Below are 19,931 nucleotides of genomic sequence, written 5' to 3'. Positions count from 1 at the left end.
CCAAGCCTTTAGCTCGGCAATTAAATTTTCTCAATCACCCATTGACCATTTTGAGACACCATTTGATGGGTCGCATATGGTACTGAGCTTAAATCGTCATTACCTAGCAATTGCACCACACATAAACCTTGGCGACGTGTCTTTGCAATTGTATTTAATAAATCTTGATCACTACCTTTTGGCGCAACAATTGTTTCAATTTCAACAAATTGTGTCGCACCTAAAGCATATAAATCACAACTAAATCCTGTTGCTGGACGTGAACGTCCAAAATGCTCACCAATTCCATCATAACGACCACCTTGAGCAAGTGGCGCAGCGCGGTTTGGCGCATAAATGGCATACATTAAACCTGTATGATAGTGATAACTACGTAATTCAATCACATCAATACCAATATTTAGACTTGGCCAACGTGATTGAATTTGTGCAAATGTTGTTTTCAATGCATCGAATTCATTTTTAAACTCGACATCATTTAAAATATCTTGGCTTAAGTGTGTCTGTAATGCATCTAAATCACTGGCATAGCGACCTAAAGCATAAAAATCTGTTCCCATTGCTAAATCTTTTGTAAATTCTTCTAGCTCTGGTAAAGCTTTACGCTGATATAAATCAGAAAGTACGCTTTCAGTATTTTTATTTAGTCCAGCACGTTTTACTAAACTACGGAATAAACCAACATGACCTAAATCCAAATGAACACCGTGCAAATTATGCGTATGTTCGATTAAAGCCAACATCACATCTATCATTTCAACATCTGCTTCGATGCTGTTATGACCATATAGTTCAGCACCTAACTGTAAAGGCGCACGTGTTGCATTGAAATTTTGCGGTTTTGTATGAAGGACTGTACCTGCATAGCAATAACGAGCCACACCTTCAATCGGACGAACATGTGCATCAATACGCGCAACTTGCGGTGTCATATCCGCACGCACACCAAGCAAGCGCCCAGAAAGTTGATCTATAACTTTAAAGGTGACTAAATCTAAATCTTGATTGGATTCTGATAATGAAGACAACGATTCGATGTATTCAATAAATGGTGTATAAACCAATTGATAACCTCGAACTGCGAGGAAATCTAAAGCTTCTCGACGCAAAGTTTCAACCACTTGCGCTTGTTCGGGCAATACATCTGCTACCCCATCAGGGAGCAACCATGTCTCTGAAATGGTCATGTTTCAAACCTAAAATCTGTTTAACGCAGAACGATCTACGTAAAAAGCAACCACATAAAAAAATCGGGTGAATGCCCGATTCAGCGTAGTGTAGCATGAAGATTTACATGATGCACCTGAGAATTTGAAGAAAAACTGCTTATTCCACCTTATAAAAAATAAACAGCCTTTACATGATTAACTAATAATTTCAATAGATTATTACTAGGAATTTGGCTCAAAAATCCAAGTTCTCATTCCAAAGAACTGCCCAATACCTGAACTATCCCCTTGTTTCCAATTGATCAGATTTAACTTTTTTACAGCATTAATTGCTGTTGAATTATATGCAAAGCAACTTTTTTCAAGCTTGGCAATTTCCATTTTTTGCTCATGTACAAATAAACTCTCAATCGAATTTTCAGGATCAGAAGCTTGAAGAAGATGGCTTTGCTCATAAGCTAAATTTTTATCTACATCCCACAAAGTACTTGGAATAAATTGAATGTTGGCAGTTTGATCTTCACTATTTCCAAGCTCACTTTGTGTTTTGCCTGTTTCTAAATTCTCTAAAGAAATTAAGTTATAGCCATGCCATTGAGTATCTATAAGCTTGAAGTACTTTTTATTTTCAGCCAAGTTATTGTAACGAGAAAGAATTTGCTGTTTCTGTTCCTTAAATGATGGAAATGAATTAAATGTGGAGAAAGATTCAATATAAGGCTGATTCCATTGTGTTTGCTTTAGCCGATAACAAATACTTCCATTTGGAAAAACTGAATTTTTATAATGTTGATTAAAGGCAATGAGTTCTTTATTAAAACGATCATCCATCTTGTTGAAATCTATATTATCACGATAGCCTGGCAACACACGATCAAATATATTTTCCCCACCTAAATTTACTAGTTCAAAATTTAGATTCTGCTTAAGTTCAGGTAGGCGCTCATATGTCCAAACTGTAGGTGAAGCTCTCTTTACAATATTTGTTTGTGGCGTATTTATTTCAAAAACTTTTTGCTCAGTAAGAATACGTTCATCTAATGGTGCATTACGCGATTTTGTAAAGTTGATTTCATTATTTTTTATAGAATACTTGGTGATTTCAAAAGACTCAGGAATATAACCCTCGGATATAATCGGTTTTTGATAATATACTTGATAGATTGCTTCATCACTTTCAGTACTCTTTGCTTGCGAATTTCCCCCACCTCCACCACAAGCAGTTAAGAGTAATCCAGAAAATAAAACAAAGCATCCTGTTATCTTTTTTTTAAATAGTGTCCATATAATCCTGATACATTTATAAATTATTAAGCATCTCGAATCATAACAAAGTGATTTATTAAACCAAACAATAAATTTTAAGATTTTAAATTATTATTTTTTAGCGTTATTTTTAACAACTATTTCCAAAACATTCACCAACTCAGCGTTCTGATTTTCTAAAGCTGCAATATTTGCAATCGTTTTATCTAAAACCTCTTGTTGAACATGCATTTTTTTAGCCATATCTTGCATGATCTCCAATCCTTTTTTTAAATGTAATTCTAAATGAATCACTTTTTCTTCCAATTGAAGAACCTGTTGAGTACTTTGAACCAAATTATTGCTTTTAAACTGGAACCAAAACAAGAAAGCAATCGCAACTGCAAGCAATATAATAAAACCCCAAATCAAAATTAATGTCATTTTTATCCCCAAATGAATTTTTATAAAGATTTAATCACAAAATGACTCACACAAATCTAAAAGGCGATTTGCATAACCCCACTCATTATCGTACCACGCAAAAACCTTAGCTTGATGCCCAACCACCATGGTTTGTGTCAAATCAACAATTAAAGAATAGGGTGAATGATTAAAATCACTAGAGACTAGATCCTCATTCGTTACTTGCATAATTTGCGCATAATCAAATTGAGCCGCTTTAGTCAAAACTTCATTCACTTTATGCACAGTAATCGGTGAATGCGAAACAAAAGTGAGATCAATAGCTGCCACATTTATTGTAGGTACTCGAATTGAATATCCATCAATTCGATTTTCCATTTTTGGCATGACTTGTTTTAAAGCACCTAATGCACTTGAAGTCGTTGGGATAATATTTTGACCTGAAGCACGTGCACGTCGTAAGTCACGATGGGCATGATCTAAAACAGATTGATCTGCTGTGACCGCATGAATTTCAGTCATTAGTGCAGTATCAATACCAAAAGCATCATCAATTATTTTAACCAATGGCACTAATGCCTGTGTGGTACAAGACACGCTTGAAATAATCTGATCAGTTGATTTCACATCATTGTGATTGACGCCATACACGATAGCAGCATCTACTGAGTCAAAAGGTGCAGCACCGATAATGACGCGTTTCGCACCCGCATTAATATGCTTGGTTGCATCAACTCTTGAACGAAATAAGCCTGTACATTCAAGTAGAACATCGATATTTAAATTATTCCAAGGCAATAACTCAGGCTCGGATTGTTTAAAAACTTGCAGTTTTAACTGACGCTGATTGGATTGAATATTAAGAAAAATATCTGAATTTTCAATTTGAATTTCAACTTGTCCTGCAAAGCGTCCGTGTGTCGTGTCATATTTAAATAAATGAACTAAGGTTTGCACATCCGCAATATCATTGATTGCAACGATTTCAAATTGGAACTGTTTTGGATTTTCAAACCATGCACGTAATACATTTCGACCAATTCGACCAAATCCATTGATAGCGATACGTTGCATGCAGAGCCCTTATTCATAAAAACATCATCATTTATATGCTATATGGTAAAACATGAAGCGCGCTGTTGAATATAGATTTTTAGCTTAATCACAGTTTTATATGATATTGCTTGTAAAATCGTTGGTCGGATAGGTATTTTCCGTTATAATTTAGCACCTTTAAAATTATGGACGCTTGGTTGTGAGTACTCGTTTTATGACATCAGCTGAAATTCGTGAAGCATTTTTGCGTTACTTTGAATCGCAAGGGCATACACGTGTCGCTTCGAGCTCACTCGTTCCCGCCAACGATCCTACTTTGCTGTTTACCAACGCAGGTATGAACCAGTTTAAAGATTGCTTTTTGGGGCTCGAAAAGCGCGATTATGTACGCGCAGTTTCATCTCAGAAATGTGTTCGTGCGGGCGGTAAACACAATGACCTCGACAATGTAGGCTACACTGCACGTCACCATACCTTCTTTGAAATGTTAGGTAACTTCTCTTTTGGTGATTATTTCAAACAAAATGCATTGAAATTTGCTTGGGAATTTTTAACCAGTGAACAATGGTTAGGCTTACCAAAAGATCGCTTATACGTCACTGTTTATCATACTGACGATGAAGCTTTTGATATTTGGAATAAAGAAATCGGGATTGATGCAGAACGTATTATCCGTATTGGTGATAATAAGGGTGGTCTATACGCTTCTGATAACTTCTGGGCAATGGGTGACACTGGCCCATGTGGTCCATGTTCCGAAATTTTCTATGATCATGGCGACCATATTTGGGGTGGTCTACCTGGTTCTCCTGAAGAAGATGGCGACCGTTTCATCGAAATCTGGAACAACGTATTTATGCAGTTTAACCGTACTGCGGATGGTGTGATGCACCCTCTTCCAGCACCATCTGTAGATACAGGTATGGGCTTGGAGCGTATTTCTGCGGTACTTCAACACGTCAATTCAAACTATGAAATTGATTTGTTTCAACACTTATTAAAAGCAGCAGCTGACATTATTGGTTTAGATACCTCAGCAATTGAAGCTGAAGCAAAAGCACAAAATAAACCAGTTGAATATCCTGCATCTCTTAAAGTTATTGCGGATCATGCACGTTCATGTTCTTTCTTGATTGCTGATGGTGTAAATCCTTCTAATGAAGGACGTGGTTATGTGTTGCGTCGTATCATTCGTCGTGCAGTACGTCATGGTAACAAGTTAGGTGCAACAGGTTCATTCTTCTACAAGATGTTGCAGCCGCTAATTGAAGTGATGGGTGAAGCTTATCCAGAACTTGCTGCACAGCAAACACGCATCGAAGCGCAACTACTAAAAGAAGAAGAGCAATTCGCTAAAACACTTGAGCAAGGCTTAAAGTTATTAGAAGGTGAATTAGCGCAACTGAAAGGTAATGTAATTGCAGGTGAAACTGTATTCAAACTTTATGATACTTACGGTTTCCCAACTGACTTAACTGCTGATATTGCACGTGAACGTGATCTGACCATTGACGAAGCTGGTTTTGAAGTTGAAATGGCTGCACAACGCCAACGTGCACGTGATGCTGGTAAGTTTGCAGTTGACTATAACAACATCGTTAAAGTTGAAGGCGAAACTCAATTTGATGGTTATGATGCAACAAATGGTCAAGGTCAAATTGTTGCGATCTACAAAGATGGCGTTCAAGTTGATGAAATTAACGAAGGTGACGAAGCACTGATTGTATTGAACCAAACCCCTTTCTATGCAGAAAGTGGTGGTCAAATCGGTGATACAGGTATCTTCAAAAACGATACCGGTATCTTCGAAGTACAAGATACTAAAAAATCTGGTGGTGCATTTGTCCATCAGGGTATCGTGACCATGGGTAGCCTCAAAGCAACTCAAAATGTTGAAGCAACGGTTAAAGCAGATATTCGTGCAGCAACTGCGCGTAATCACTCTGCTACTCACCTTCTCCATGCAGCTTTACGTCAGATTCTTGGTGAGCATGTACAACAAAAAGGTTCACTTGTTGCAAGCGATATTTTACGTTTTGACTTTGCCAACGACCAACCTGTTTCTTTCGAACAATTACAACAGATTGAACGTTTAGTTAATGCAGAAGTGATTGCAAATAGCCCTGTAACGACTGAACTGCTCGATATCGAGTCAGCAAAAGCCAAAGGTGCGATGATGCTGTTTGGTGAAAAGTATGGCGAAGAAGTTCGCGTACTTTCAATGGGTTCAGTGATTGAAGATAAAAACTTCTCAATCGAATTGTGTGGTGGTATACACGTTAAACGCACGGGTGACATTGGTTTGTTCAAAATCACATCCGAAGGTGGTGTCGCTGCGGGCGTACGTCGTATTGAAGCTGTGACTGGCACAAAAGCACTAGAGGCTGTCCAAAAAGAAGAAACTGATATCCAAACCATCAACGGTTTATTGAAAGCTCAAAAAGACCAAACAGTTGAGAAAGTTGAAGCGATTGTTGAAACTGCATCAAGTCTTCAAAAGCAAATCGAACAATTGAACCAAAAGTTAGCGAGCTTTCAAGCGGCTGAACTTTTAGATCAAGTGAAAGAAATTGCTGGCCGTCAAACACTTATCACATCAGTAAAAGGTTTAGATGCCAAATCATTACGCAATCTTCATGACAGCGTAAAATCAAAATTAGAAGATGCAGTCATTATTTTAGCTGGCATTGAAGGTGACAAAGTGAGTTTAATCGCGTCTGTCGCTAAGCAATATGCTTCCACGTTAAAAGCAGGCGACATTATCAAGCACTTAGCTCAAGAACTTGGTGGTAAAGGTGGTGGTAAACCAGATTTAGCACAAGGTGGCGCACCATTAAATGACAAGTTTGAGCAAGTGATGGCTGCTCTTCCTAGTTGGCTTGAACAATAAGTGCAATGCATAAACGAATTATAGGATGTGCGGTTTTTTGAGTTAAACAGTTATGCGAGTACTTTTATCAGCTTACTGCACTAACCAAGCCGCTGCCCTATTGTGAGTTTATGCCATTTGATTATGTTAAAAGAAATATGATCAAAACTGAATTATTCAATCGAATTACAGTAACAAAAGCTGTAACGATTCGCTTTAAACGTCTCTGGTTAAGTTTAAACCATTGACAGGAATAACATTGTGGAATTCCAAAGGCAAGATTCAGGCAATTAAACTGTCTGAGAGAGAATATCAATATAGACTTCCTGCCTCTAACAAAGGAGAAGTTTACGAGTTGCGTGGTATGTTGAAGTTTCCAGTTAAATCTGGTCTTCAAATATGTGTAAGTGCCTTAAGTCGTTAGACTTGTTTAATTGGTAAGGATAGTTATGGCATTAATCGTTCAAAAATATGGCGGTACTTCAATGGGTACTCCTGAGCGCATTTTAAATGTTGCTCGTCGTGTCAAGCGTTGGCATGACCATGGCCATAAAGTGGTTGTGGTTGTATCAGCAATGAGTGGTGAAACTAACCGCTTACTTGCGCTTGCTAAAGCCATTACCAGCACCCCAGACCCACGTGAATTAGATCAAATGGTGTCAACGGGTGAACAAGTAACGATTTCTATGTTAGCTATGGCACTTAATTCAATTGGTGTAGAAGCTAAGTCATATACAGGTCGTCAAGTTGGTATTAAAACAGATAGCGCTTTTACTAAAGCACGTATTGAGTCGATTGATACTGATGTCATGACCACTGATTTAGATGCTGGTCGTGTCATTGTTGTTGCTGGTTTCCAAGGTTTTGATGCCAACGGCAATATCACTACTTTAGGTCGTGGTGGTTCTGATACGTCAGGTGTTGCACTTGCTGCGGCATTGAAAGCTGATGAATGCCAAATTTATACCGATGTAGATGGTGTTTACACCACTGATCCTCGCGTTGCACCTAAAGCGAAGAAAATTGATCGTATTTCTTTTGAAGAAATGCTTGAAATGGCATCTTTAGGTTCAAAAGTTTTACAAATTCGCTCTGTTGAATTCGCTGGTAAATATCAAGTTCCATTACGTGTATTATCAAGCTTTGATAATGATGATGATGGCGCATTTGATGACGAATTCAAACAAAATGTAGGCACACTAATTACCACTGAGGCAGAAGACGATATGGAACAACCAATTATCTCAGGTATTGCATTTAACCGTGATGAAGCAAAATTAACAATTTTGGGTGTTCCTGATGAACCGGGTATTGCCTCTAAAATCTTATCGCCAATCAGCGATGCCAACATTGAAGTGGATATGATTATCCAAAATGTTGAAGAAGATGGTACAACTGATTTTACGTTCACAGTTAATCGCAACGATTTAGCAAAAGCTAACGCAATTTTAGATCAAACTGCAAGCAGTATCGAAGGTTGTGAAGTTGTAACTCGTGATGACATCGTAAAAGTTTCTATTGTAGGCGTTGGTATGCGTTCGCATGCTGGCGTAGCAAGCAAAATGTTCTCAGCATTAGCTGATGAAGGTATTAATATTTTGATGATTTCTACTTCTGAAATTAAAATTTCAGTCATCATCGAAGAAAACTATTTAGAACTTGCGGTACGTTGTTTACATACAGCTTTTGGTTTAGACCGTGAACATGGCGAAAGCAGTGTACGTGCTTAATTAATAGCTCATTGAGTATATTTACTTTTTTAATTTCAAGTAAATAGTAAAAAAAACAGAGCCACTATAGTTTTTATTACAGTGGCTCTGTTATATTAAGCCATGAGGTTTTTCAGATAGTCTGAACAGAATTTACGAAAAAAACTGTTTTTTACATATTTCTGTTCTAATTTTCTGTATATTAAGGCTGTGCTTTCGAACAATGAATTCCCTGTCGCAAGTTTAAGCGTTTAGCAAGGAGATAAACATGCTGATTCTGACCCGTCGTGTCGGAGAAACATTAATGATTGGGGATCAAGTCAGTGTTACTGTGCTTGGCGTAAAAGGCAATCAGGTGCGTATTGGGGTAAATGCTCCAAAAGAAGTTTCTGTGCATCGTGAGGAAATTTACCAACGTATCCAACATGAACGTGCTATGCATGAGCATTTACAACATCTTGATCAAGACTATCAACATTCATATGAAGAAGAGAATAGCGATTTTACTCAACATAATAACTTTAATCGTTAATGTACAGAATTCTTCTCCAATAATTAAAGCGACTAATAATAGTCGCTTTAATTATTTTTGGATTAAGTATTTTAATTCTTATAATCCAAGTGCTTTCTTAATCGGTGCATAACTACGACGATGTTGATCAATTACCCCATGTAATGCAATTGCTTCAAAATGAGCCTTAGTTGGATAACCTTTATGTTTAGCAAAACCAAAATCTGGATATTCTAAATCCAACGCTTTCATTTGATGGTCACGTGTTACTTTTGCCAAAATACTCGCTGCACTAATTTCAGCATGCGTTGCATCTCCGCCTATAATTGCTTCACAAGCAATCTCAATTCCTTTAGGAATTTGATTACCATCAACAATGACTTTTTCAGGTTGAATTTTTAATGTTTCAACAGCACGACGCATTGCTAAAAAAGTTGCTTGTAAAATATTAAATTCATCAATTTCAGCATGTGTTGCTTCAGCAATTGACCAAGCAAGTGCCTTTTCTTGTATTTCTAAAAAAAGTTTCTCACGTTTTTTTTCAGTCAACTTTTTAGAATCATTTAAACCTTCGATCGGATTATTTGGATCTAAAATAACAGCAGCAGCGACAACTGAACCCACTAAAGGCCCTCGTCCGGCCTCATCTACACCAGCAACAAACATTATATTACTCACAAAAATTAGCTGCTTCGGAGCAGCCAACTAAAACTTATTTAAACTGTATTATTTTAGCACTTCTGATACTGAAGCATTCATGGTTTTTGCAACAGCAATGCCACTTAATATATTTTTGTTTTTGTATTTACAACGACTAGAGTAAGCTCGGCCACAAATAAAACTAAAGGGGTATTTTATCGACACATTTAAAATTCATTTTATACATCTTAAAACCTATCCTAGTTCTAAGTATTTTTATAAGTTTATGATATAAAGTGATTAAAATAGTATGCCATTACAAATGGATATAAACTTAATATGAATAGCAGGACTGAATCAAGCTCAGTCCTATCTACTTTATTTTATGGTAGTTATTTGTTTAGAACTTCAGCCACACAAGCATTCACAGTTTCAGAAACCACTTGATTAACAATTGTTGCGCGTGCTGTAGGATCAATCGCAGCTGTAGCGAGCTCTACTGCCGTTACACTATTCGGTGCTTTTTCGCTGACACATCCACATACATTGGTTTGAATAGTTTCACGCTGCTCGACAGTCATTAATCGTGTTGCTGTTTTCCATACTGGTAAAGTGTTTATTTCATTAATACATTTTGCATTCACAGCGACTTTTAAAGCTGCCATACCAAGCTGTTGAGATGTCGTAGCTGTCGAATTATTTGCATTTGGTGCAACACAAGCATTTAGAGCTAATAACATAGGTACAACGAATAGTAATTTTTTCATGTTTTTAAACCTGTCGATAACATTCTTTCAGGCGTATTTTGCACAACCATTAGATTTAATCAAATGACGTTGTAGACAAGTTACATAATAAAACATCGAGCTATCAACATTTAAGCGTTTCAAGCATAAAACGCTCTGTTACACATACGCCGTATGAGGAATTATCAACGATATTTAGAATTGAATGACTCATATCACAGCTAGGATGTTGCGATGTCAACCTCAGCACAGTACTACACTCGCACAGCACAAGTATTACATTGGCTCATGGCCGCTATTTTTATCGTTGCATGGCTTATTGGATTTTATAGTGGGAATTTTTTAAGCTATGAAGTTGATGGAAGTTTCAAAGGTGATGTCATTACCTTACATAAAAATATTGCTACAACGATTATCTTTTTAGTGGTTATCCGAATATTTTGGCGCTATACCCATCCTGTACCTGAATTACCAAATACCATGTCACCCATGATGAAAACGTTCGCTCATATTGGGCATTTCGCACTCTACCTCATGTTACTTGCACTACCCATCACTGGCTGTTTATTTAGTTGGAGTGCTGGACACCCTGCACCTGTTTTATACTTATTTGAAATACCTCGCTTAGTACAAGACAATCCTGACCTATTAGCGATTGTTAAACCAATACATATTTACCTATCATGGTTTGCAGGATTATTGATTGCAGGGCATGTTTTAGCAGCGATTAAACACCATATAATTGATAAAGATAATGTTTTATTGAGCATGTTAAAACAACCTAAGTAATTTGTTAGATAAAAAAACCGCTTCACGCGGTTTTTTTTATTTTAAACTTTCTTTACTTCATCAATCCACTTTTGCTTTTCTTCTTCAGAGATAAATGATGCTTCAAAAGAATTAATTGCCAGTTGCTTTAATTCGTCATTTGATAAATCTAGAGCATTTTGAATCGCGATAAAATTATCATTCATATAACCACCAAAATATGAAGGATCATCCGAATTAACCGTAACGTGTACACCCTTTTGTAATAAACGGCGGATGTTATGCTCAGCCATATCGTTCACGACACAAAGCTTTAAGTTACTCAAAGGGCAAACGGTTAACGGCATTTTTTCTGCGATTAAACGCGTCATTAACTGCTCATCTTCTTCTGAGCGAACACCATGATCAATACGATTCACTTTGAGTAAATCCAAAGCTTCCCAAATATACTCAGGTGGACCTTCTTCACCTGCATGTGCAACGATCAAGAAACCTGCTTCACGTGCTTTCGCGAAAACACGTTCAAATTTTGCAGGAGGATGTCCAACTTCGCTTGAGTCTAAACCGATTGCAATAATGTCATCTTTGAATGGTAATGCTTGCTCTAGCGTTTCAAATGCTTTTTCTTCACTTAAATGACGTAAAAAGCACATGATTAATTGGGAACTGATACCTAGCTTTTCTTTCGCATCTTTACAAGCGCGTTTCAAACCATCTAATACAGTAGCGAATGCAACCCCACGCTCCGTATGCGTTTGCGGATCGAAGAACATTTCGGTATGCACGACTCTGTCTTCAGCACATTTTTCAAAATATGCCCAAGCAAGGTCATAGAAATCTTGTTCATGCACCAGCACATTTGCGCCTGCATAGTAAATATCTAAAAAAGATTGAAGATTGTGAAAATTATAAGCTTGTTTCACTTCTTCAACAGATTGGTAAGGAATCTGAATCTGATTACGCTGTGCAATAGCAAACATCAATTCTGGTTCAAAAGTCCCTTCAATATGCACATGCAATTCGGCTTTGGGTAAAGCACGAATCAGCTCGACTTGATTCATATTAACTCCACGTCTAAATAAAAAAGGGTGTTGCCTAATGAGGTACACCCTTTAAAGGTTTTATTAATGATTTTTAAGTGGTTTAACCACCAAATGCAACAAACTTAAATACCCAAAGTGCTGCAATAATCCAAACCATATAAGGTACTGTTTTTGCTTTACCTGTAAATAATTTTACTAGTGCATAACTAATAAAGCCCATTGCAATACCATCAGCAATTGAATATGTGAACGGCATAAATACAATGGTTAAAAATGCTGGAACAGCTTCAGTAATATCTTCCCAATCAATTTGAGTGATACCTTGAATCATGAGCACGCCAATAAATAACAGTGCTGGTGCGGTTGCAAATCCTGGTACTGACTGAGCAAGTGGCGCTAAAAATAGACATCCAATGAATAAGAATGCCACAACAACTGCTGTTAAGCCTGTACGTCCACCCGCAGCAACACCAGAAGCTGATTCGATATAAGGGGTAGTTGAAGATGTACCTAAAGCAGCACCTGCAACAATCGCTGTTGAATCAGCAAATAATGCTTTCTTCAAACGAGGTAATTTACCATCCTGTAGCAGCCCTGCACGATGTGAAACACCAACCAAAGTACCTGTACTATCAAATAAATCAACAATAAAAAAGACGAAAATAACGCCGACCATACTTGCAGTAAACAGACCTTCAAAGTCCATTTGCATGAATGTTGGTGCGATAGAAGGAATTTGACCAACCACACCTTTAAATTCATTTAAACCTAAAGCGGTCGCAATCGCAGTAACCACTAAAATACTTATAATGATTGCACCACGGACTTTAAACTGATGTAAAACAACAATCATCAAAAAGCCAAAGAGTGCCAACAATACTGTAGGTTGTTTAATATCGCCTAAACCAACTAAAGTCGCTGGATTATCAACAATTATTCCTGCATTTTTTAGTGCAATTAATGCAAGGAATAAACCAATACCGCCACCAATTGCAAATTTAAGCGACATTGGAATGGCATTAACGATTGCTTCACGGATTTTGAAAAAACTGATTGCTAAGAAAACTAAACCTGAAACAAAGACCGCTGCAAGTGCTGTTTGCCAAGGCACACCCATACCCAAGCACACTGAATAGGTAAAATACGCATTTAAGCCCATACCTGGTGCAAGTGCGATCGGATAATTTGCAATAATCCCCATGACCAAACATCCGATTGCAGCAGCCAAACAGGTTGCAACAAATACAGCACCATGATCCATTCCTGTTTCAGAAAGAATGAGTGGATTTACAATAATAATGTAACACATGGTCAAAAATGTGGTTACACCTGCTAGAACTTCTGTTCTAAAGTTGGTTTTGTTATCGCTGAGCTTAAATAAGCGCTCTAACAAACCAACTGAAGCATTAGGCGTTGTCATACCATAGTACCTGTTAAAATCTAAGATCGTAGAATGTGAAATCTATACGCTTGTGTATCAAATATTTTTTGAATGTACACAAATTGGTATACAAGGCTACTAAGCAATCTATATGCCAGTTTTTACCTGTTACTCAGACAACGTGATAAATTTGAATCCGTTTTCAAAATGTAAAAAGCTGCATATTCATATGCAGCTTTTTATTTAATGGTAAATATTTTAACAGATTCTATTCACGACGTGAGCATCACTCGATAAAAAAGCATCAAAGCCCTACTCTCACCAAAACTGAGATGAACATTAATGTGAAAAATCTAAAGCATAGCAACAACTAATTTTTTTGTTGATACGTTGAAAGATTTGCGTGCTTCACATAGTTTGGATTATGTTGAATCGCTTTCAAACTATGTTCTGCATCATTCACAATTTTTATAAGTTCTTGACGCTTTTTATTTTGAGAATCGACATAGCTCGCATAACCCAAAATAAACACTGAACAAACGACAAGTAAGGTAATTACGATCTTCATTATTATTATCTCTAATGTATGCTTTTCTTTAATACTAACAAAAGGGAACAAAAATGAGAACCAATTAACATTAAATAATCACAAATTAAAAATAAGTCACAATTATATAGTTGTTTATACTTTAATTCTGTACATTTTTCACCCAATTAGATACTAGAATATTCCAGCATTTTTAGCAATGGCATTTTATATAATTCAATAGGATAGATATAAATTATATCTATTTATTAGAAAAACTATTAATTTCATCACTTAGAAATAAAAAAGCACTTTTGAATAGGGTGTGTTGACATTTCATAGCGGTAGCCAAATAAATATACAGGCTAAAGCAACTGAATTTTCGTAGTTCCGCTTTAGCTTGTCATAACGTGTTGCAATTCCCCTAAATTGCTTGAGTCTAGCAAAGGTATTCTCCACTAAGTGCCTGATTTTATATAAGTGCCAGTCCATATAATCATTGTTCGATCGTGTATTGGATTTCTTTGGAATATTTGCTTTAGTCGCTGTTTTTTCTATCTGCTCTCTCAATAATTCTGAGTCATATCCTTTATCTGCACAAAGCACATCGGTATCTTTTAAATCAATGCTATCGACTAATGCAGGTGCAACACTCACATCATGGGTGGTGCCATCATGAATGAGAAATTGGATTGGGTTCCCATTTGAATCCACAGCTAAATGGATTTTAGTACTGTTTCCACCGATGCTTCTTGAAATAGCTTGATCCTTGAGTCCTGTAGCATGTTGATGTGCTCGAATATGGCTAGCATCAATAAACACCCATTCTAGATCAGCATGTTTTGATAATAATTTAAATATTTTTAGTAGCTTATTATCTTTAGACCACCTGGTGAATCGTTTAAATATGGTGTTGGACTTACCAAAAGATTCAGGTAAATCTCGCCAAGGACAACCTGTTCTAATTCTATAGAGAATGGCTTCAATAAAATTTCGAAGATTATGTTTGAGGTAGATCCCCAAATTGTGGACAATAGATTTCAGCTTTAACCAGTGTTGATCATTCAGCATTGTACGAGTCATAGCGAGGAGTAAATTTGGTTTGGCGATTGAATTTTACTTTCTCGCTATTTTTTTGCACAGCAAATGTCAACAGACCCTAGTCAAAAGTGCTTAGAATTACAGTAACGTCATTAAATTAGAATTGATAATTCAAACGCACTAAGAAGTTACGTGGTGTACCTGGCATAGAATCTGAACGCCAATATTCTTTATTTGTTAAATTATTAACTGCAATAGTCAAATTCCAAGGATCTGCACTATAACCTATAGCAGCATCTAGTCTTGTAAATCCTTCTAAGTCATAAGGTTTATTATCTAAATTACCATTAGAGTAAATTTTTGCATCCCCAACATAAGTTGCGCCTATTTCCCCATAAATCTTATCTGTCGGTAAATAACGAACAAATAAGTTTCCTGTGTGGCGAGGTGTGTTATTCAATACTTTTCCAATGTTTGCGGTCTTATTGTCTTTTGTCACATCAGCATCAATATAACTATAACCACCGCGAACGAATACATTATCTAAAGCACGTCCAATAAAACTAAACTCGACACCTTTCGATTGATGCTGTCCACCAACAACCCACTCATTTGGCTTATTGTCTGGATCAGGTTGATAACGAATATTATTTTTCCGAATATCAAAAACAGAAAGTTGAGTATTTAAACGATCATTCAGCCAATCACTTTTTACACCAATTTCATATTGTTCGTTATATTGTGGCTCTGCATCAAAAGCATCCACATTTGTATTCGCTGAAACAACACTTACTCCTACACGTCCACCAAAAGGAGCAAAACTTTTACTGTAAGATACATAAAGACTTTGGCTTTCTACAGGTTGCCAAATTAAACCGATGTTAGGACTAAAACTTTCACCTTCTATGCTGCGCTGATAATCTTTGTCATTACTTGTTTTTAATCTATTCGTTGTTTGTGAATGGAAATAATCATAACGACCACCTAACATCACTTTAAAATAATCATTAAAACTAATTAAGTCTTGGATAAATAAGCCATACCCTTCACCTTGGTTATAGTTATGCTGATTAATTACTTTAGCTGAATCACGATTTTTTTGCGTAAGCGCTCCAGTCAATGGATCGTAAAATCCATCAATTCTTAAACCATTTGCATTCTTATTTGCTAATACAGGTTCACGCTGTTCATAAGTCCAATCCCCACCAACTAGAACATTATGTTTTAAAGTACCAGTATTAAATTCACCTCGAATATCAAAGGTATTACTTGTCGTTTTATTATTTGTCTTTTGCCAATAATAAGTCTGTGAAATTTTACCAACATTATTGAAACAACGTCTTTGCTCTTCAGGAGTGTAATTACTATCACTCAACTTACTACTTTCACCATTACTCGTCGTTGATTTTGTAGCGCAATATGTCCCTGCATAAAAATGATCAAAATTCTGCTCTGTTTGACGATAGCTCAATGCCCAATGAAAGTTCCAGTTAGGTGCAAACTCATAATTCAAATCTGAACGAGCAACTTGTAAAACATCATTTACATAGTCCCCCTCTTGGGCAAAACCTGTTTTAATCGAAGTTCCTTTTGGAAGTGCTGTATAAGATGGCCCACGGTCTGGCACACGATGCAATTTATCGTAGGTATATTGCATCGTCCATGTTAAACCCTCATCATTCTTATAAGTAAAACTTGGTGACAGCATTTCAATTTTATTTTCAATTCCCGAACGGAAGCTATCAGATTCTCCATACTCCCCCGTTAATCGAACGGCTAAGTTATCAGAAATAATTTGGTTTAAATCAACTGTAGAGCCGTAGTTATCATAAGAACCTGCATACATTCCGACTGAACTTTTCGAATCAAAATTGGCAAATTTACTGACCATATTGATTACGCCACCGCCCGAACTACGTCCATATAAAACTGAAGCAGGACCTTTTAAAATTTCAATACGCTCAATATTTGCTGTACTTCTTCGTACTTGGCCACTTTCACGAATACCATCACGATAAATATCCCCAGTATCCGCATTAAATCCACGTAAATTAATGCCATCACCACGCATATCGTAGCTTGTAGATACACCAGGCGTACCTTGTAACATCACGCTCAGATCATTTGCACCATAGATTTTATATTTTTGAACATCGATTGTATCAATGGTTTGAGGAATATCTTTTTTCTTTAAACCATTACGTGTCACACTGGCTTGTTCATAATCGATATAGCTCTTGATTGGATCGAGTTCACTCATTGCTTCAATCTTGATGGTTGGCATGACAGCAGTTTGAGTATTTGCTTCATTCGCTAAAACAATTTGAGCTTGAATCAACATTAGACTGAGTAAACTTAGCTTAAAAATAGGTTTACTATTCCCGCCAGTGTGTAAAAAGTTCATAAAATTTCCAAAAATCAGACAAAAATTTAAAAAAGATTAAAAAAATATAAGCGATACAATTTTAATAAAAATAATTCTCATTTTCATCATATTTTGCACTAATTAAGTTCTATTGATGTTTTATTATTCATATAAAGAATATTAGAAATGTATCATCCACTTAGATAAGCCATCATTTTTTATTTTTCAGTTATCCGTTATATATTCGATTTTTCTACATAATTTTACATTACGCTACACACAAAATAATTTGATTGATTTTTCGGGGTATTTGCAATGAAACATCCACTCTATATTGGAAAGTTGAGTGTATTAAGCTCAGCATTGTTTACTATAAGTTCTTCAATTATTGCTGTTGAAAATGATACCAATACAACTTTACCTACAGCGGAACCGACTACACAAGTTTTACCCACCCTTAGTTTCAAAGCATCACCTGAACCCAAAAAACAACAAGATGATGATATTAGTGCTGTTCCTAAAACAATTATAACTAGAGAAGAAATGCAAAAGTATGGTGATCAATCTGTCATGGATGCATTACGCCGTGCCGCAGGATTTCAATTACCAAGCTTTGGGCAAGGTCCGCGTGGAGGCGGTGGAGCTTCGGGCATGCGTTTTCGTGGCGGTGGAGCACCTACATTTTTAATTAATGGTGAACCTGTCCAAGGTGGACCTCGCGGTGGAATGTCGATTATTGATACCATTACACCAGAAATGATCGAGAGGATTGAGGTTGTAAAACAACCAAGTGTTGCTCAAGCTTCGGTAGCTTCCTCAGCCGTGATTAATATTATTTTAAAAGAACCTTTAGATACACGTTTAAATGGTACAGCCAAATTAGGTTATGGCTTACGAGACAATGGTCAACAAAAAAATGAGCGAAAACAAATAAATCTTCAAGCTGATGGTCGTGAAAATCAGTGGTCTTATAGTGTTTCAGCAAACCAAATGTGGATCAATAATACATCTCTTACAAAAACTGAAACAACAACTGGTACACGTGAACAATTACGAACGATAAATCGAAGTATGTTGATGTTTTCACCACGTTTACAATACGACTTGGATGATCAACAAAAATTAATTGCTGAATTATTCTATCGTGACATCAAAATGGATGGCTACTCAGCGAATCAAACACAAGACGATAAAAACGATAGTATTCGACTAAGTACACGTTATGAACGTAAAGATAAAGATTTGAGTGATAAAGTTCGCTTTTCATTTGAAAAGCAAAATGAGACTCAACTCACGCGCACTCTTTTAAATACTATATATACGGATGAAACAATTCATGAATATAGCTTGGCTTATGATGGCGTGCGTAAGTTAGATCCTAAGCAGCAAATCAAATTCGGTTTTGATACGCGTAGTAATCAACTCGACAGCAATGTCAGTAAAAGTATAGATGAGCGACGTTTTGCTGTATATGGCGAAGGAAGTTGGCGATTTACCGATCATCAAACAATAACCATTGGTGCTCGTCAAGAGTGGTTAGATCGTAACGGATTAGTTGAGTATCAAGATCAGCATTTAAGTCCTGTGTTTGCTTACCGTTTTGACTTAAATGATAAATGGTCGATTCAAACCAACTTAAGCCAAGCATTTAAGAGTCCAAATACTGATCGTTTGATTCCAAATGTCACAGTTTCAACAGACAGCGATGCAGGCACATTAAATAATCCTGATCGTGGTGGAAATCCATTTCTTAGACCTGAGAAAATTCGTGCAGCCGAGTCAACACTTGCCTATGACTCAGAGAAAGGTGGCATTAACTTAACAGCATATCATCGCGAAATTAAAGATTACATCGAGAAAGTGATCGCACTCGAAGGTACGAGATATGTAGAACGTCCACAAAACCAAAATAAGGCAACAACATATGGTGTTGAGTTTTCTGGACGATATGCATTAAAACAAACTGATGCGGGACATTCATTTATGATGAATGGTCAAGTTTCTACTGTACGCGCAAAAATAAAAGATGAACAAGATAATCAACGATTAGTCAGCGATGTTGCTCCATATAATATAAATACAGGATTATCATATAGTTACAATCCGTGGAAAATTTCAAGTAGCATCAATCTAAGTTATACACCAGAATTTACTCGTGCATTAGATGAACAACCCTATAATCGTACGACTAATCAACGTTTTAGCTTGGATTTAAGTGCAACCAAACGCTTACCCGCTGATTGGGCTGCCAGTTTGAACCTAAACAATATATTGGCTACAGACTATAAAGAACGCTTAACCAATCAAACAGATGGTCGTCTATATCAAGCTAGGATAAATGAAGGTACTCCTTCTTTCCAATTTACACTTGAGAAGAAGTTCTAACCTATACATTTTGGGGTAAGATTATTAATTAAATAGATAATTTATTGAAGCA

Annotated in this window: 16 protein-coding genes; 5 read left to right on the top strand and 11 right to left on the bottom strand. The window is 36.6% G+C overall.

Translation table 11 applies throughout. The features are described from left to right. Window positions 1-20: 20 nt before the first annotated feature. From NGC85_RS06310 to NGC85_RS06295, 4 genes are all read right to left on the bottom strand, one after another. Window positions 21-1,187, bottom strand: a complete 1,167-nt coding sequence (locus NGC85_RS06310) for an ATP phosphoribosyltransferase regulatory subunit (protein WP_254805235.1) — start codon at window positions 1,185-1,187, stop codon at window positions 21-23. 204 nt (window positions 1,188-1,391) lie between these two features. Next, window positions 1,392-2,456 (bottom strand): hypothetical protein, encoded by a 1,065-nt coding sequence (locus tag NGC85_RS06305; RefSeq protein ID WP_254805557.1) that lies wholly within the window; start codon window positions 2,454-2,456, stop codon window positions 1,392-1,394. Between the two features lie 90 nt (window positions 2,457-2,546). Then, on the bottom strand, window positions 2,547-2,858 hold the full coding sequence (locus tag NGC85_RS06300) for a hypothetical protein (protein ID WP_254805234.1): 312 nt from the start codon (window positions 2,856-2,858) through the stop codon (window positions 2,547-2,549). 30 nt (window positions 2,859-2,888) lie between these two features. After that, a complete protein-coding gene (locus NGC85_RS06295) occupies window positions 2,889-3,914 on the bottom strand; it encodes a type I glyceraldehyde-3-phosphate dehydrogenase (RefSeq protein ID WP_254805233.1) in 1,026 nt (341 codons plus the stop codon). A gap of 181 nt (window positions 3,915-4,095) precedes the next feature. On the opposite strand from NGC85_RS06295, the gene alaS reads away from it, so the two are divergent. The 3 genes from alaS to csrA all read left to right on the top strand — a co-directional run bounded on the left by alaS (window position 4,096) and on the right by csrA (window position 9,006). Then, window positions 4,096-6,786 carry an alanine--tRNA ligase gene (gene alaS, locus NGC85_RS06290; RefSeq protein WP_254805232.1) on the top strand — a complete coding sequence of 897 codons (2,691 nt, stop codon included), beginning with the start codon at window positions 4,096-4,098 and terminating at the stop codon, window positions 6,784-6,786. A 428-nt stretch (window positions 6,787-7,214) separates the two neighbouring features. Continuing rightward, window positions 7,215-8,495, top strand: a complete 1,281-nt coding sequence (locus tag NGC85_RS06285) for an aspartate kinase (RefSeq protein ID WP_005054697.1) — start codon at window positions 7,215-7,217, stop codon at window positions 8,493-8,495. 247 nt (window positions 8,496-8,742) lie between these two features. Next, on the top strand, window positions 8,743-9,006 hold the full coding sequence (gene csrA / locus NGC85_RS06280) for a carbon storage regulator CsrA (RefSeq protein ID WP_005054698.1): 264 nt from the start codon (window positions 8,743-8,745) through the stop codon (window positions 9,004-9,006). 78 nt (window positions 9,007-9,084) lie between these two features. On the opposite strand, the gene rnhB is transcribed toward csrA, so the two are convergent. Next, window positions 9,085-9,651 carry a ribonuclease HII gene (rnhB, locus tag NGC85_RS06275; protein ID WP_254805556.1) on the bottom strand — a complete coding sequence of 189 codons (567 nt, stop codon included), beginning with the start codon at window positions 9,649-9,651 and terminating at the stop codon, window positions 9,085-9,087. Window positions 9,652-10,016: 365 nt separating this feature from the next. Then, window positions 10,017-10,391: a hypothetical protein gene (locus tag NGC85_RS06270; RefSeq protein ID WP_254805231.1), complete on the bottom strand. Its 375-nt coding sequence runs from the start codon at window positions 10,389-10,391 to the stop codon at window positions 10,017-10,019. 213 nt (window positions 10,392-10,604) lie between these two features. On the opposite strand from NGC85_RS06270, the gene NGC85_RS06265 reads away from it, so the two are divergent. Continuing rightward, window positions 10,605-11,159, top strand: coding sequence for a cytochrome b (locus NGC85_RS06265; RefSeq protein WP_254805230.1), 555 nt, complete (start codon window positions 10,605-10,607; stop codon window positions 11,157-11,159). A 41-nt stretch (window positions 11,160-11,200) separates the two neighbouring features. Here the strand turns inward: NGC85_RS06265 and NGC85_RS06260 are convergent, their stop codons facing one another. The 5 genes from NGC85_RS06260 to NGC85_RS06240 all read right to left on the bottom strand — a co-directional run bounded on the left by NGC85_RS06260 (window position 11,201) and on the right by NGC85_RS06240 (window position 17,533). Then, window positions 11,201-12,199: an adenosine deaminase gene (locus NGC85_RS06260; RefSeq protein WP_254805229.1), complete on the bottom strand. Its 999-nt coding sequence runs from the start codon at window positions 12,197-12,199 to the stop codon at window positions 11,201-11,203. An 82-nt stretch (window positions 12,200-12,281) separates the two neighbouring features. Further along, window positions 12,282-13,601, bottom strand: a complete 1,320-nt coding sequence (locus NGC85_RS06255) for an NCS2 family permease (RefSeq protein WP_005062439.1) — start codon at window positions 13,599-13,601, stop codon at window positions 12,282-12,284. 331 nt (window positions 13,602-13,932) lie between these two features. Continuing rightward, window positions 13,933-14,130 (bottom strand): hypothetical protein, encoded by a 198-nt coding sequence (locus NGC85_RS06250; protein WP_254805228.1) that lies wholly within the window; start codon window positions 14,128-14,130, stop codon window positions 13,933-13,935. Window positions 14,131-14,424: 294 nt separating this feature from the next. Further along, entirely contained in the window at window positions 14,425-15,171 is a 747-nt protein-coding gene (locus tag NGC85_RS06245; protein ID WP_254730381.1) for an IS5 family transposase, read from the bottom strand. 115 nt (window positions 15,172-15,286) lie between these two features. Further along, window positions 15,287-17,533, bottom strand: a complete 2,247-nt coding sequence (locus NGC85_RS06240) for a TonB-dependent siderophore receptor (protein WP_254805227.1) — start codon at window positions 17,531-17,533, stop codon at window positions 15,287-15,289. Window positions 17,534-17,809: 276 nt separating this feature from the next. Between NGC85_RS06240 and NGC85_RS06235 the strand changes: the two genes are divergently transcribed. Further along, complete coding sequence (locus tag NGC85_RS06235; protein ID WP_254805226.1) at window positions 17,810-19,879, top strand: TonB-dependent siderophore receptor; 2,070 nt, start codon at window positions 17,810-17,812, stop codon at window positions 19,877-19,879. Window positions 19,880-19,931: the final 52 nt, after the last annotated feature.

Source organism: Acinetobacter sp. Z1 (assembly GCF_024296945.1).
GTDB lineage: Bacteria > Pseudomonadota > Gammaproteobacteria > Pseudomonadales > Moraxellaceae > Acinetobacter > Acinetobacter beijerinckii.
The sequence above is the reverse complement of the archived record's forward strand: the minus strand, read 5'-3'. Positions and strand labels throughout refer to the sequence as shown.